The 14277-nt window shown below is 69.8% G+C and carries 17 protein-coding genes; 11 read left to right on the top strand and 6 right to left on the bottom strand.

All coding sequences use genetic code 11. The features are described 5' to 3' along the window. Positions 1 to 112: 112 nt before the first annotated feature. Together MCHLDSM_RS31365 and MCHLDSM_RS31360 are read left to right on the top strand one after the other, a co-directional pair. The gene (locus MCHLDSM_RS31365) at positions 113 to 745 is read left to right on the top strand and encodes an Rv1078 family RDD domain-containing protein (protein WP_053083140.1); all 633 of its coding nucleotides are present in this window, start codon (positions 113 to 115) and stop codon (positions 743 to 745) included. Between the two features lie 17 nt (positions 746 to 762). Further along, positions 763 to 1482: an Rv1078 family RDD domain-containing protein gene (locus tag MCHLDSM_RS31360; RefSeq protein WP_048473651.1), complete on the top strand. Its 720-nt coding sequence runs from the start codon at positions 763 to 765 to the stop codon at positions 1480 to 1482. 18 nt (positions 1483 to 1500) lie between these two features. On the opposite strand, the gene MCHLDSM_RS31355 is transcribed toward MCHLDSM_RS31360, so the two are convergent. Then, positions 1501 to 2679, bottom strand: coding sequence for an acyl-CoA dehydrogenase family protein (locus MCHLDSM_RS31355; protein ID WP_048419793.1), 1179 nt, complete (start codon positions 2677 to 2679; stop codon positions 1501 to 1503). A 32-nt stretch (positions 2680 to 2711) separates the two neighbouring features. Between MCHLDSM_RS31355 and MCHLDSM_RS31350 the strand changes: the two genes are divergently transcribed. Then, positions 2712 to 3884 (top strand): cystathionine gamma-synthase, encoded by a 1173-nt coding sequence (locus MCHLDSM_RS31350; protein ID WP_048473650.1) that lies wholly within the window; start codon positions 2712 to 2714, stop codon positions 3882 to 3884. On the opposite strand, the gene MCHLDSM_RS31345 is transcribed toward MCHLDSM_RS31350, so the two are convergent. The 3 genes from MCHLDSM_RS31345 to MCHLDSM_RS31335 form a co-directional block, all read right to left on the bottom strand. Next, positions 3881 to 4552 (bottom strand): GOLPH3/VPS74 family protein, encoded by a 672-nt coding sequence (locus tag MCHLDSM_RS31345; protein ID WP_048473649.1) that lies wholly within the window; start codon positions 4550 to 4552, stop codon positions 3881 to 3883. The genes MCHLDSM_RS31350 and MCHLDSM_RS31345 overlap by 4 nt on opposite strands. 5 nt (positions 4553 to 4557) lie before the next feature. After that, a complete protein-coding gene (greA, locus tag MCHLDSM_RS31340; RefSeq protein ID WP_043411784.1) occupies positions 4558 to 5052 on the bottom strand; it encodes a transcription elongation factor GreA in 495 nt (164 codons plus the stop codon). A 227-nt stretch (positions 5053 to 5279) separates the two neighbouring features. After that, positions 5280 to 5717, bottom strand: a complete 438-nt coding sequence (locus tag MCHLDSM_RS31335) for a DUF4307 domain-containing protein (protein WP_174545745.1) — start codon at positions 5715 to 5717, stop codon at positions 5280 to 5282. A 118-nt stretch (positions 5718 to 5835) separates the two neighbouring features. On the opposite strand from MCHLDSM_RS31335, the gene mca reads away from it, so the two are divergent. The 4 genes from mca to MCHLDSM_RS31315 are packed head-to-tail and all read left to right on the top strand — an operon-like array spanning position 5836 to position 9339. Next, on the top strand, positions 5836 to 6708 hold the full coding sequence (gene mca / locus MCHLDSM_RS31330; RefSeq protein ID WP_048473647.1) for a mycothiol conjugate amidase Mca: 873 nt from the start codon (positions 5836 to 5838) through the stop codon (positions 6706 to 6708). Between the two features lie 4 nt (positions 6709 to 6712). Next, complete coding sequence (locus MCHLDSM_RS31325) at positions 6713 to 6970, top strand: hypothetical protein (protein ID WP_048473646.1); 258 nt, start codon at positions 6713 to 6715, stop codon at positions 6968 to 6970. Then, positions 6948 to 8957: a thioredoxin domain-containing protein gene (locus MCHLDSM_RS31320; protein WP_048473645.1), complete on the top strand. Its 2010-nt coding sequence runs from the start codon at positions 6948 to 6950 to the stop codon at positions 8955 to 8957. The genes MCHLDSM_RS31325 and MCHLDSM_RS31320 overlap by 23 nt, the downstream gene beginning before the upstream one ends. A 10-nt stretch (positions 8958 to 8967) precedes the next feature. Then, the gene (locus MCHLDSM_RS31315) at positions 8968 to 9339 is read left to right on the top strand and encodes a nuclear transport factor 2 family protein (RefSeq protein ID WP_048474132.1); all 372 of its coding nucleotides are present in this window, start codon (positions 8968 to 8970) and stop codon (positions 9337 to 9339) included. 52 nt (positions 9340 to 9391) lie between these two features. Here MCHLDSM_RS31315 and trhA read toward each other — a convergent pair whose 3' ends face one another. After that, positions 9392 to 10123 carry a PAQR family membrane homeostasis protein TrhA gene (gene trhA / locus MCHLDSM_RS31310; RefSeq protein WP_048473644.1) on the bottom strand — a complete coding sequence of 244 codons (732 nt, stop codon included), beginning with the start codon at positions 10121 to 10123 and terminating at the stop codon, positions 9392 to 9394. 55 nt (positions 10124 to 10178) lie between these two features. Here trhA and MCHLDSM_RS31305 point away from each other — a divergent pair, with 55 nt between their 5' ends. The 4 genes from MCHLDSM_RS31305 (at position 10179) to MCHLDSM_RS31290 (ending at position 13327) form a co-directional block, all read left to right on the top strand. Continuing rightward, positions 10179 to 10970: a (2Z,6E)-farnesyl diphosphate synthase gene (locus tag MCHLDSM_RS31305; protein ID WP_048474131.1), complete on the top strand. Its 792-nt coding sequence runs from the start codon at positions 10179 to 10181 to the stop codon at positions 10968 to 10970. 12 nt (positions 10971 to 10982) lie between these two features. Beyond that, positions 10983 to 12332: a hypothetical protein gene (locus tag MCHLDSM_RS31300; protein WP_048473643.1), complete on the top strand. Its 1350-nt coding sequence runs from the start codon at positions 10983 to 10985 to the stop codon at positions 12330 to 12332. 78 nt (positions 12333 to 12410) lie between these two features. Further along, the gene (locus tag MCHLDSM_RS31295) at positions 12411 to 12824 is read left to right on the top strand and encodes a hypothetical protein (RefSeq protein ID WP_048474130.1); all 414 of its coding nucleotides are present in this window, start codon (positions 12411 to 12413) and stop codon (positions 12822 to 12824) included. A gap of 98 nt (positions 12825 to 12922) precedes the next feature. Beyond that, positions 12923 to 13327 (top strand): hypothetical protein, encoded by a 405-nt coding sequence (locus tag MCHLDSM_RS31290; protein ID WP_048473642.1) that lies wholly within the window; start codon positions 12923 to 12925, stop codon positions 13325 to 13327. Here the strand turns inward: MCHLDSM_RS31290 and coaA are convergent. Beyond that, positions 13324 to 14262, bottom strand: a complete 939-nt coding sequence (gene coaA / locus MCHLDSM_RS31285) for a type I pantothenate kinase (protein WP_048473641.1) — start codon at positions 14260 to 14262, stop codon at positions 13324 to 13326. The genes MCHLDSM_RS31290 and coaA overlap by 4 nt on opposite strands. Positions 14263 to 14277: the final 15 nt, after the last annotated feature.

The raw sequence follows: 14277 nt of genomic DNA, 5'->3' as shown, positions 1-14277 counted from the left end.
TTCGACACGCGCTGCGCCCCACACGGAGCAGCCGATAAAACCCCTGCTCGCAGGCTTTTCTCAGGTATGGTGTTCTCGCTTGTCCCAGCTAAGCAACTGACTGGAAGGCACCATGACCGATCAACCACCCCCTGCGAACCACCCGCCGCCACCACCACCGGGCGGATATCCGCCGCCACCGCCGTCAGCCGGAGGCTTTCCGCCGCAGGGGATGATGGGTTACCCCGCGGCACCGGCGGGCCCCGCGGCGGGACTACCGAAGTCGGCGTACACGCCTTGGCTCAGCCGGGTGCTGGCCTGGCTGATCGACTTCATCCCGTTGCTGATCCTCGAGGGAATCGGGGTGGGCGTTCTGCTCGGCACGCAGGAGACCGCCTGCGTCACCGACAATTCCGAGTACGACCTCGGCGAGTTCTGCGCCAGCGGCGCCTCGACCACGGGTCAGATCGCGATCGCCGTCACCGCGATCCTCGCTCTGGCCTACTGGGTCTGGAACCTGGGCTACCGGCAGGGGACGACGGGGTCGAGCATCGGCAAGGGCGTCATGAAGTTCAAGATCGTGAGCGAAAAGACCGGGCAGCCCGTCGGTTTCGGTATGTCCTTCGTTCGCGAGATCATCTACTGGGTCATCGCGGGGCTCTGCGTCGGCATCATCTGGTTGATCGCCGTGCTGTTCCCGCTGTGGGACGAGAAGCGTCAGACGCTGGTCGACAAAGTCCTGAACCACGTTGCGTTGCCGATCTGATTGAGGAGGGAAATTCGATGACAGACACTCCAGGCGGTTACCCGCCACCGGGTGGATACCCCCCGCCGGGGGGATACCCGCCGCCGGGCGGCCAGCCGACCCCGCAGGGCGGCTACACCCCGCCGCCGCCTCCGGGCGGCTATCCGCCGCCCCCGCAAGGCAATTACCCGCCGGGCGGCTTCCCGCCGCCGCAGCAGGGCGGCTACCCGGCGTCGGCCCCCGCGCAGGTGCTGCCGAAAGAGAGCTACACACCGTGGATCTCGCGGGTGGCCGCATGGTTCATCGACAACATCCCGGTGTTCATCCTGGCCGGCATCGGGCAGGCCATCGCGATCCTGACCGGTGACAACAACTGCGAGAGCCTCAACGGCGGCTACTCCTGCACCTCGAGCTACTCCGTGGTGGGGTCGCTGGCCACCTTCCTGGCCTCGGCGCTCTCGCTGGCCTACGTCGTGTGGAACTACGGCTACCGCCAGGGCACCACGGGCTCGAGCATCGGCAAGTCGGTGATGAAGTTCAAGGTGGTCAGCGAGAAGACCTGGCAGCCCATCGGTTTCGGGTTGTCGATCGTGCGCCAGCTCGCCCACCTCGTCGACGCGATCATCTGCTACATCGGCTACCTGTTCCCGCTGTGGGACGCCAAGCGGCAGACGCTCGCCGACAAGATCATGACGACGGTCTGTGTGCCGCTGGCCCCGCAGGGTCAGCACTCGCAGCCGCCCACCCACCACTACTAGAGCGGGTCGGGGCCGGCGTCAGCGAAACGCGCTGACGCCGGTCAACGCCTGACCGATGACCAGTTGGTGCACCTCCGAGGTGCCCTCGTAGGTGAGCACCGACTCCAGGTTGTTGGCGTGCCGGATCACCGGGTATTCCAGCGTGATTCCGTTGGCGCCCAACAAGGTTCGGCACTGCCGCGCGATCTTGATGGCTTCCCGGACGTTGTTCAGCTTGCCGACGCTGACCTGTTCGGGCCGGATGCGGCCCTCGTCCTTGAGGCGGCCCAGGTGCAGCGCCAGCAGCTGCGCCTTGCCCAATTCCACGGCCATGTCGGCGATCTTGGCCTGCGTCAACTGATAGCCGGCCAGCGTCTTGTCGAAGACCTGCCGGCTGCCGACGTAGTCGAGGGCCGACTCGAGGCAGTCCCGGGCCGCCCCCACCGCGCCGAACACGATGCCGAAACGCGCCTCGGACAGGCAGCTCAACGGACCCGAGAGTCCCCGGGCGCCCGGCAGTCTCGCGTCCTCGGGCACCCGCACGTCGTCGAGGCTGAACTCGGAGGTGACCGACGCCCGCAGCGACATCTTGTGGGTCATCTCGCGGGCGCTGAAACCCGGGGTCGACGTCGGCACCGCGAAGCCGAGCACGCCGTCGTCGGCGCGAGCCCACACGATCGCGACGTCGGCCACCGAGGCGTTGGTGATCCACATCTTCGACCCGTTGAGGATCCAGTCCGACCCGTCGCGCCGCGCGGTGGTGCGCATCCCGCCCGGGTTGGAGCCGAAGTCGGGTTCGGTCAGCCCGAAGCAGCCGATCAGTTCACCGGCGGCCATCCCGGGCAGCCACTGCTCGCGCTGCTCCTCGCTGCCCCAGTGGTGGATGGCGAACATCGCCAGCGAACCCTGCACCGAGACGAGGCTGCGCAGCCCGCTGTCCACGGCCTCGAGCTCCTGACAGACCAGGCCGTAGGCCGTCGCGCTCGACCCGCTGCAGCCGTATCCGGTCAGGTGCATGCCGAGCAGACCCAGCTTGCCGATCTCGACGGCGAGGTCGCGCACCGGCACCTGTCCGGTCTCGAACCATTCGGCGATGTGCGGGCGCAGCCGTTGCTCACCGAACTGGCGCACCATCGTGCGCAGGTCGATGTCCTCGGCACTCAGCAGCGAGTCGAGGTCCAACAGGCTTTCGATCGAGGTGACGCCTTCGGTGGACATGGATAAGTTCTACACCGCTACCCTGGGCCACCATGAGCGAGCAGCGCAGCGCAGCCGACCATTTCCGCGCCCTCGGCCCCGCCACCAAGGCCATTCACGCCGGATACCGGCCCGACCCGGCGACCGGAGTGGTCAACCCCCCGATCTACGCCAGCTCCACGTTCGCCCAGGACGGCGTCGGTGGGCTGCGCGGCGGCTTCGAGTACGCGCGCACCGGCAATCCGACCCGCTCGGCGCTCGAGGCCGCGCTGGCCGCCATGGAGTCGGCGTCCTACGGGCGGGCGTTCAGCTCGGGCATGGCCGCCACGGACTGCGTGCTGCGGGCGGTGCTGCGGCCCGGTGATCACATCGTCATCCCCGACGACGCGTACGGCGGCACGTTCCGGTTGATCGACAAGGTGTTCTCGCTGTGGGGCATCAGTTACACCGCGGTCGCGCTGGGCGACCTGGACCTGGTGCGGGCGGCGATCACCGACCGCACGAAGCTGATCTGGGTGGAGACGCCCACCAATCCGCTGCTGTCGATCGCGGACATCTCCGCGATCGCGGCGCTCGCCGCGGAGAAGAAGGCCAAGGTGCTGGTCGACAACACCTTCGCCTCGCCGGCGCTGCAGCAGCCGCTGACGCTGGGCGCCGACATCGTGCTGCACTCGACCACCAAGTACATCGGCGGGCACTCCGACGTCGTGGGCGGCGCGCTGCTCACCAATGACGAGGCGCTCGACGAGGCGTTCGCCTTCCTGCAGAACGGCGCCGGCGCCGTGCCGGGTCCGTTCGACGCGTACCTGACCATCCGCGGCCTGAAGACCCTGCCGTTGCGGATGCAGCGGCACAGCGAGAACGCCGCGGCCGTCGCGGAGTTCCTCGACGGGCATCCCGCCGTCGCGACCGTGCTCTACCCGGGCCTGCCGGGCCACCCCCACCACGACGTCGCCGCCAAGCAGATGAGTGGCTTCGGCGGGATGGTCTCGGTCCGGTTGAAGGGCGGCCCGCAGGCCGCGCGCGATTTCTGCGCCCGCACCGAGATCTTCATCCTCGCCGAATCGCTCGGCGGGGTGGAGTCCCTGATCGAGTACCCCGGCGCGATGACGCACGCCTCGACCGCCGGATCCCAGCTGGAGGTGCCGGACGATCTGGTGCGTCTGTCGGTCGGGATCGAGGACGTCGCCGATCTGCTCGGCGACGTCGAGCAGGCCCTGTCCTAAGACAGCTGCGCGAGCGCCTGGCGGACCGCGGATGCGGTGACGGCCAGGTTCACCTCGGCCATGCCGGTGGGTGACTCGTCGACCCAGCTGCCGCTGGCGATCTCCCCGGCGCGGGCGTGCACCCAGCGCCAGCCCCGGTCATTGAGGCTGAGCAGCGCGCCGAGCCCGTCGGCGGCGTGCAGCACCGTGATGATCGCCGCTGCCGGTGCAGCGGGCGGCCTGCGGTCGAACAGCGCCGCCAGCACCGCGTCACGGGCCGGCCCGACCCGGCGTCGGTCGGTCAGCGGGTAGGCCTCGCGCCGACGAAAACCTCTGCCCGGCAGGCTGACTCGACGGATATGACCCATCCGCTCGAGGTGTTCGAGGAGGCGGCCCTCGGTATGTCGGGCCAGGGCCTTGATCGCGTCGGCCGGCCGGCGCGGAGTGGCACGCAGGTAGTCGAGCGCCGGTGCGATGACCGGATCGGACGGCCCCGCGGCGTCGAGCGCCACCAGGCGGCCCGGCGGGACGGGTTCACCGTCGACCGACGGGCGCACCCGGCAGGAGTACGCGATGTCGAGCAGGGTCGCGGCGGCCAGCACGTGGCCACGCCGCGGATTGTCCAGCCCGGGCTGTGCGGACCCGTTGTCCAGCAGAAGCAACAACAGGTCCTCGGCGATCTGCGCCACGGCGGTCAGCCGTGATACGGCTCCGCGGAGACCAGCGTCACCTTGACCGTATTGCCGTTGGGCACCGTGTAGGTGCGGGTCTCGCCGACCTTGGCGTCGATCAGCGCGCCGCCCAGCGGGGAGTTCGGCGAGTAGACCTCGAGCTTGCCGTCGCTGACGCCCTCCTGCCGGGTGGCGATCAGGAACGTCTCGGTGTCGCCCTCGTCGTCGTCGTAGTAGACCTTGACCACCGAGCCCGGCAGGGCGACGCCGGACTGCTTGGGGGCCTCGCCGACCTTGGCGTTGTTGAGCAGTTCCTGCAGCTGACGGATGCGGGCCTCCTGCTGGCCCTGCTCCTCGCGGGCGGCGTGGTAGCCGCCGTTCTCGCGGAGGTCGCCCTCTTCGCGCCGGTCGTTGATCTCGGCGGCGATGACGGGACGATTCGCGATCAACTGGTCCAGTTCGGCCTTCAACCGGTCGAAGGCCTCTTCGGTCAGCCAGGTGACCTGGGTATCGGTCATGTCGGCGCGCTCCTGTCGTCGTCGCTTTCAGCGCTGTGTGCGTGAAAAGTTCTCCGGTTCACGGCGCCGGGGCTGTCGCATGTGTATCGCCGCATCCGTCGCCGGTCGATCGGCTCTCAAATGCAGCAATACACGGCCCCAGCAGGAACCGTGTATCGGTCCATGATAGCACCGGGGGGATACCCGGTTTTCACGTTTTCGCAGTCCGCAGTTGGTTGCGGGACCGTTCAGGACGGTCCGACCAGGTACTCCGGCACGTCGCTGCCGCAGCCGTAGACGTCGCCGACGACCGCAGGCGCGCTCGTCTTGACGACCGTCTTGACCTGCACCGTCTTGGCCGGGGACGGGGCCACCAGCAGTTCCCGGCGGCCGACCTCGTCGCCGTCGTAGGACCGGGCCCGCACGATGCACACGACGGGCGCCGACGGGTCGTCGCGGGTGACGCTGACGGTCACCTCGACCGTGCCGGGGTCGACGACCCGGTAGCCGCCCAGTTCGCCCTTGACGTCCGCGGAGCCCAGGCGGGTGAATGCGACGGCGGCGATCGCCACGCCCAGGGCCACCACGAGGACCGTCGCGGCGATGACGATCAGGCGGCGCTTGCGTCGGCTGGGTCCCTGGGAGCCGTAGCGCTCTGGAGGTCGATCCAGGGGACGATCGATCATCTCGTTTTGCATGCCCGTCGTTCGGATAGGTGTACTAGGACTGGAACTATAGAACCCGTGGGTTCTGTTGAACCTGATCGTGAGTGTCCATGCAGGTGAGCAACTAAGAGGAACCAGGTTGAGCGAACTGCGGTTGATGGCCGTACACGCGCACCCCGACGACGAGTCCAGCAAGGGCGCCGCGACGATGGCGCGGTACGTCGACGAGGGCGTGCGGGTGCTGGTCGTGACGCTGACGGGCGGGGAGCGCGGCGACATCCTCAACCCCGCGATGGATCTGCCGGAGGTGCACGGCCGGATGGCCGAGATCCGTCGCGAGGAGATGGCCAAGGCGGCGGCGATCCTCGGCGTCGAGCACCACTGGCTGGGCTTCGTCGACTCCGGACTGCCCGAGGGTGACCCCCTGCCGCCGCTGCCGGAGGGCTGTTTCGCGCTCGAACCGCTCGAGGTGCCCACCGAGGCGTTGGTCCGGGTCATCCGGGACTTCAAGCCGCACGTGATGACCACCTACGACGAGAACGGCGGCTACCCGCACCCCGACCACATCCGCTGCCACCAGGTGTCGGTCGCGGCCTATGAGGCCGCCGCCGATCACCTGCTGTACCCGGATGCCGGCGAGCCGTGGAGCACCCACAAGCTGTACTACAACCACGGGTTCCTGCGGCAGCGCATGCAGGTGCTGCAGGACGAGTTCACCAAGCACGGCCAGGAAGGCCCGTTCGCGAAGTGGCTGGAGAACTGGGATCCCGAGGAGGATCTGCTCGCCAAACGCGTCACCACCCGCATCGAGTGCTCCAAGTACTTCACCCAGCGCGACGAGGCTCTGCTGGCGCACGCCACGCAGATCGACCCGAAGAGTTTCTTCTTCACCACGCCGATGGAGTGGCAGCAACGGCTGTGGCCGACCGAGGAGTACGAACTCGCCCGGTCCCGCGTCCCGGTGCGGCTGCCCGAGACCGATCTGTTCACCGGGATCGAGGGACGAGAATGAGCCGATGCTGACACTGCTCGCGACCCAGGTGCTGGCCCAGGACGGGCCCCAGCAGACCGGACCCGATTTCGGCAAGGCCAGCCCGTTCGGGCTCATCGTGATCGTGCTGCTGCTGATCGGCGTCTTCCTGCTGGTGTGGTCGATGAACCGGCACCTGCGGAAGCTGCCGAAGTCGTTCGACGAGCAGGACGCCGACCCCGATCTCGCCACCGACAACCCGGCCGACCCGGGGGCGGCCCGTGAGCCCGGCTCCGGGACGTAACACCCTCGGGTCGTCGACCAGCCCGTATCTGCGCCAGCACGCCGACAATCCGGTGCACTGGCAGCAGTGGACGCCCGGCGCGCTCGCCGAGGCCGCCGAGCGCGACGTCCCGATCCTGCTGTCCATCGGCTACGCCGCCTGCCACTGGTGCCACGTGATGGCCCACGAGTCGTTCGCCGACCCGGAGGTGGCCGCGCTGGCCAACGCGCATTTCGTTCCCGTCAAGGTCGACCGGGAGGAACGTCCCGACCTCGACGCCGTCTACATGAACGCGACGGTCGCGCTGACCGGGCAGGGCGGCTGGCCGATGACGTGTTTCCTTACCCCGGACGGCAGGCCCTTCTTCTGCGGCACCTACTACCCGAAAGCAACCTTCCTGCAACTGCTTTCGGCCGTCGAGGAGACGTGGCGGACCCGGCGCGCCGAGGTCGAGCAGACGTCGGACCACATCGCCGGGGAGCTGCGCGCGATGACCACCGGCCTGCCGGGCGGCGGGCCGGAGGTGACCGCCGGGCTGTGCGACGCGGCGGTCGAAGCGGTGCTGGCCGACGAGGACGCCGTGCACGGCGGCTTCGGGACCGCGCCCAAGTTCCCGCCGTCGGCGCTGCTGGAAGCGTTGGTGCGGCACCACGAACGGACCGGTGCGGCGGCCCCGCTGGCGACGGCGGCCCGCGCCTGCGAGGCGATGGCGCGCGGCGGTCTCTACGACCAGCTCGCCGGCGGCTTCGCCCGCTACAGCGTGGACGCCGCATGGGTGGTCCCGCATTTCGAGAAGATGCTGTACGACAACGCCCAGCTGCTGCGGGTCTACGCGCACTGGTCGCGGTTGTCACCGAATGCGTTGGCGCGCAGGGTCAGTCACGAAACGGCCCGGTTCCTGCTCGATGAGCTGCGCCGCGACGGCATGTTCGTCTCGTCACTGGATGCTGACGCGGCGGGCCAGGAGGGCCTGACGTACGTGTGGAGCCCGGCCCAGTTGCGCGAGTCACTCGGCGAGGCCGACGGGCGTTGGGCCGGGGAGCTTTTCGACGTGAGCGACGCCGGTACGTTCGAGGGCGACGCGTCGGTGCTGCAGCTGCGGGCGGACCCGGACGACGCCGCCCGGTACCAGAGGGTCCGCACGGTCCTGCGCGCCGCACGCTCGACGCGTCCACAACCGGGCCGCGACGACAAGATCGTCACCGCCTGGAACGGGCTCGCGATCACCGCGCTGTGCGAAGCCGGCGTCGCCCTCGGGGATACCGAATTGGTCGACGCGGCAACGGGTTGCGCGGAGGCGCTGCTGGCCCTGCACGTGCGGGACGGCCGGCTGCGGCGGGCCAGCCTCGGCGGAGTGGTGGGCGAGAGCGCTGCGATCCTCGACGACCACGCGGCGCTGGCCACCGGGTTGCTCACGCTTCATCAGCTGACCGGAGAGGACAGTTGGCTGGCCGCGGCGGGTGACCTGCTCGACGTCGCGCTCGACCATTTCGCCGACCCGGAACATCCCGGGCGCTGGTACGACGTCGCCGACGACGCCGAGCAGTTGCTGCTGCGGCCCGCCGATCCGCTCGACGGCGCCACGCCCTCGGGTGCGTCGTCGATCGCCGAAGCACTGCAGCTGGCCGCGCATCTGGCCCCCGCCGAGCGCGCGCAGCGCTACGCCGCCGCCGCCACGGCGACGCTGTCGGCCGCCGCGCCGCTGCTGGTGCGGGTGCCGCGCTCGGCCGGGCACTGGCTGGCGGTGGCCGAAGCGGCGGTGCGCGGGCCGATCCAGATCGCCGTCTCCTGTGACGACCCGGCGACCTCGGAGCTGCTGGCCGCCGCCCGCGCCCTGGCGCCCGGGGGAGCGATCGTCGTCGGCGGGGGTCAGGACTCGTCGGAACTGCTGCGCGATCGGCCACGGGTGCGCGACGCCGACGCCGCCTACGTGTGCCGCGGACGGGTGTGCGACCTGCCTGTTGTCACCGCCGCGGATCTCGCTGCCGCCCTGAGGCCGTCCGTGTAGCGTGCCGCTCATGAGCTTCGAGCCCGACGTCTTGCAAGGTTTCGTCCAGCGCTACCTCGACACGGTCGCCGGCGGCACCGCCGACGAGGTCGCCGCGCTCTACACCGAGGACGCCACGCTGGAGGATCCGGTCGGCGGCGGCGAGGTGCACATCGGGCGGCACGCCATCGCCGGCTTCTACAAGGGCATGGAAGGCGATCACGAGATCACCACCGAGCTGCTGACGTTCCGGGCGGGCGGGCACGAGGCCGCGTTCGTGTTCGCGATCACGGTGGGCGGCGCGATGCGCATCGAGCCCATCGAGGTGATGACGTTCGACGGCGACGGCAAGATCACGTCGATGAAGGCCTACTGGGGCCCGCAGAACATCACCCCGCTGTAGCGAATTCGGCGTGCTGAGGTGCGCTGAGCGCGACCAGCCACGCCGAAATCACTCAGAAGACGGCGAACCACATCGCGATGTAGTGGCAGATCGCCGCGACGGCCGTGCACGCGTGGAAGAACTCGTGGTGGCCGAACGTCGTCGGCCACGGGTTCGGCCACTTCAGCGCGTACAGCACCCCGCCGATGGAGTACAGAGCACCGCCGACGATCAGCAGCACCACCGCCGCCACGCCGGCGCCCTGCATGATCGGTCCGATGAACCACGCCGCGACCCACCCCAGCAGGATGTACAACGGCGTCCCGACCCACCGCGGCGCGGACGGCCAGAACATCTTGAGCAGCACCCCGGCCAGCGCGCCGCCCCAGACGATCCACAGCAGCACCTCGCCGCTGCGTTCCGGCAGGGCGAGCACCGCGAACGGTGTGTAGCTGCCGGCGATGAAGATGAAGATCATCGAGTGGTCGGCACGCTTCATCCACTTGCGCGCGGTGGGGGACGTCCAGTTCACCCGGTGGTAGACGGCGCTGACGGTGAACATCGCGACGATGGTCAGCGTGTAGATCAGCGTCGCGACGCCCGCCCGCGTCGACTGCAGCGACCACGACACCGCCACCAGCGTGGCGCCGCAGATCACCGCCACGGCCGCGGAGTACACGTGGATCCACCCCCGCAGCCGCGGCTTGCCCAGGAACTGGGTGACGCCGTCGGCGACGGCCTCGGGCAGGTCTTCGGCTCCCCGCGATTCGTCCTCCGTGTTCCGAGGATCGACAGACGTGGGCATGTCACCTCCGCTGACCGGCTTGGGGTTTCCGTGGGCCACAGTAGTCTGGATCCTCGTGGACCTCATTCCGCGGCGGCTCAAGGAACCGGCTTACCGGCTCTACGAGATGCGGCTGCGTCAGGGGCTCTCCCGGCAGAAATCCGAGCTTCCCCGGCATATCGCCGTGCTGTGCGACGGGAACCGCCGCTGGGCACGTGAACTCGGTCACGACGACGTCGCCTACGGCTACCGCGCCGGCGCCCACAAGATCGCCGAGATGCTGCGCTGGTGCGCCGACGCCGGCATCGAGATGGCGACGGTGTACCTGCTGTCGACCGAGAACCTGCAGCGCGACCCAGACGAGTTGGCGTCGCTGATCGAGATCATCACCGACGTCGTCGAGGAGATCTGCGCTCCGGCCAACCAGTGGAGCGTGCGCACGGTCGGCGACCTCGAGCTGATCGGCGAGGAGCCGGCCCGGCGGCTGCGCGAGGCCGTGCAGTCCACCGACGGCAACGGCGGGGCGTTCCACGTCAACGTCGCCGTCGGCTACGGCGGCCGCCAGGAGATCGTCGACGCGGTGCGCGCGCTGCTGTCCAAGGAGCTCGCCAACGGCGCCACCGGCGATCAGCTGATCGAAGCGGTGACCGCCGAGGCCATCTCGGAGAACCTGTACACCTCCGGCCAGCCCGATCCCGATCTGGTGATCCGCACCTCCGGCGAGCAGCGGCTCTCTGGCTTCCTGCTCTGGCAGAGCGCGTATTCGGAGATGTGGTTCACCGAGGCGTACTGGCCGGAGTTCCGGCGGGTCGACTTCCTGCGGGCCCTGCGCGACTACAGCGCCCGGCACCGGCGTTACGGGCTGTAGAGGACACCGGTCGTGATCGGCCTGTCCGCTCTGGTGTTCGCACTGAGCTGGTGGCTGGGGCTGTACCTGCTCGCCCGTGACCCGCGCAAGACCGTGCTGGTGCTCGCCGCCGTCGGGCTGACCAGCTTCGCCGTCGTGGTGGCGCTGGACGCCGTCCGCACCACCGGCGGCATCGACGCGCTCGGCCGTGTCGAGGTCTATCTGGTCGCAGTGCCCGGCATCGCCTGGTTCGCGGTGCTGCTCGAGTTGTCGCGGCCGCGGGACTCGTGGCGCAGCCGGGCCGGCGAGGCGGCGCTGGTCGGCGCCGCCGCGGTCGTCGCGTTCAGCGGCGCCGCGATGGCCGGCGGTGTGGAGGGTCCGCTGCGGCTGGGCCACTGGGTGCTGTTCGCCGCGGTCTCGGTGCCCGCGCTGGGCGCCATGGTGTACGCGATCGTGCGCCGCAACCAGCCCCGCCCGGTCGTCGGCTTCGTCGTCGTGGCCACGCTCTTCTTCGCGCTCGGCAACGCGATCCTGGTCATCCCGCTCGGCCTGGTCCCGAGCTGGCTGGCGTTGGCGTCCACCGGCTTCGACGTCGCGCTGCTCGGCGTCGCGGTCGCGATGGGGGACGCGTTCGACGAAGGTCAGGCGCTGCGCAACGACATGCTGCGCTCGTTCATCGGGACGACGGTGGTGGCGGCGCTGTTCGGCGGGCAGGTGCTGATCGGGCTGGCCGTCTCCGGACAGACCACCACGCTGGCGGTGCTGCTGTTCACCAGCCTGGCCGTGGCGATCGCGGTCAACGTGCTGGCCGACCCGCTGGCCGGGCTGCTCGACCGGCTCGCGTTCTCCCGCTCGCCGGATCTGCGGGCCGAACGCGCCGCGCTGCGCAGCACCGAGGCCGCCCTGCCGCTGCGCGCCGCGGGCCCGCTGGACGGGATGGACGAGGAGACGTTCGTACGGGTCACCCGCCGCGCCCTCGGGCACTACTCCGATCTGTCCAAGCTGGTCGCCAGTCCGCTGACGGCCCTGCCGATCATCGACGACCGGTTGGCTCGCCGCGGCGCCCCCGATCAGCCACTCGAACGGGCGAACGAACTGCGCGCGCTGCTCGCCGAGCGGATCGCCGCCCTCAAGCCCCGCGACGGCGCCGACTTCGGCACCACCGAACAGTGGCGCCACTACAACGCGCTGTACTTCCCGTACGTCGTGGGTGTGCGGGCCTACGCCCAGAACGCCACCGCCGCCGGCCTGGACCCGGTGGCGCGCCAGGCGTGGCAGTGGCTGGTCACCGAGGTGCCGCAGCGCTCCCTGCACAACTGGCAGAACGCCGCCGCGCGCGTCATCGCCACCGACCTCAAGAGCAGCCTGGTCGCCGCCCGCTGACCCCGCTGACCTGCGGTTGGCAGCAGTTGGCAGTAACCGGTGTCGATCTGGCAGCGGCATCTGCGAACCCTGAGTGACATGACCGCCGTCACCCACCGCCCCGCCGGGGTCACCCCGTCGCAGGACCAGTTGCTGCGCGTCGCGTTGCGCGCCGACGCGACGATGTGCGCCGGCCTCGGCCTGTTCGTCGCGATGGCCGCCGACCCGCTGGGCCGCCTGATCGGGCTCACCGCCACCGCCGCCTGGCTCGGAGGAGCCGCGCTCGTCGCCTACGGCGCGGCGCTCTACAGCGCGGCGCGGCTGGCCGGTATCCGCCGGGTCGGCGTCGCGGTGCTCGCCGGCAACGTCGCCTTCACCGCCGCCGTGGCCGTCGTGCTGGTGAGCGGCGCGCTGCCGCTGACCCACGCCGGCGTCGCCGCCGCGCTCGGATTCACCGCAGCCACCGTCGGGCTGTCGTGGCTGCAGTACCTCGGGGTGCGCCGGTTGGCGTGACCCCCGCATGAGCCGGTCCGGAGTCGCCGTCGGGAGAGGTCACGGCGTCGACTCCGGCACCGGTCGATCCGAATGTCCCCACCCAGAAAGGAACCGTCATGACCGCTGCACTCACGTCCCGCCTCAACACCTCCACCGACTCCCTGCTGCGCTTCGCGATGCGGGCCGACGCCGTGCTCAGCGGGTTGACCGGCATCGCGCTGCTGATCTTCGCGCCCCGGGTCGCCGAGATCTCGGGCACCACCGCGGCGTTCGAGTACGCAACCGGCGCCTTCTTCGTCGTGTTCGCGGCCGCGGTGCTGGTGCTCGCGTCGCGCCCGGCGATCCGCACGTCGGGTCTGGTGATCGCCGTCGGCAACCTGCTGTTCAGCGTCGCCTCCGTGGTGCTGGTGCTGGCCGACGTGTTCCCGCTGACCACGACCGGCGTGGTGCTGGTCCTCGGCACCGGGGTCTACACGCTGGTGATGGCCGAGCTGCAGTACCAGGGCGTGCGACGGATCTAGAGCTTGCGCAGCCGCAGCCGGTTGATGGAGTGGTCGGCGTCCTTGCGCAACACCAGCGTGGCCCGCGGCCGCGTCGGCAGGATGTTCTCGATCAGGTTCGGCCGGTTGATCGAATGCCAGATGTCGCGGGCGGCGAACACGGCCTGCTCGTCGGTCAGCGTGGAGTAGTGATGGAAGTGCGATGCCGGGTCGGCGAAGGCGCCGGCCCGCATCGACAGGAACCGGGAGATGTACCACTCCTCGATGTCCTCGATGCGGGCGTCGACGTACACCGAGAAGTCGAACAGGTCCGAGACCATCAGCGCCGGCCCGGTCTGCAGCACGTTGAGTCCCTCGAGGATCAGGATGTCCGGGTGCGTGATGATCTGCTTCTCGCTGGGCACGATGTCGTAGAGCAGATGTGAGTAGACCGGGGCGCACGCCGCGTCGGCACCCGACTTGACCGCGGTGACGAAGCGCATCAGCGCCCTGCGGTCGTAACTCTCCGGAAAACCCTTGCGGTGCATGAGGTTCCGGCGGGAGAGCTCGGCGTTGGGGTACAGGAAGCCGTCGGTGGTGACGAGGTCGACCCGGGGGTGGTGTTCCCAGCGCGCCAGCAGCGCCTGCAGCACACGCGCGGTCGTCGACTTGCCGACCGCGACACTGCCGGCCACCCCGATCACGAACGGCACCGGCCGGTCCGGGTTCTGCTGCGGCTCCCCGAGGAAGTCCGCGGTGGTGGAGAACAGCGCCTGCCGGGCGGCGACCTGCAGATGGATCAGCCGGGCCAGTGGCAGGTAGACCTCTTCGACCTCGAGGAGGTCGATCTTCTCGCCGAGGCCGCGCAGCCTGACCAGCTCGTCCTCGGTCAGCTTGAGCGGCGTCGACATCCGAAGTGCCTGCCACTGACTTCGGTCGAACTCCACGTAGGGGCTGGGTTCGCTCAGCCGCGCCATGGCCCCAGTCTTGCA

Source organism: Mycolicibacterium chlorophenolicum (assembly GCF_001044235.1).
Classification (GTDB): domain Bacteria; phylum Actinomycetota; class Actinomycetes; order Mycobacteriales; family Mycobacteriaceae; genus Mycobacterium; species Mycobacterium chlorophenolicum.
The sequence above is the reverse complement of the archived record's forward strand: the minus strand, read 5'-3'. Positions and strand labels throughout refer to the sequence as shown.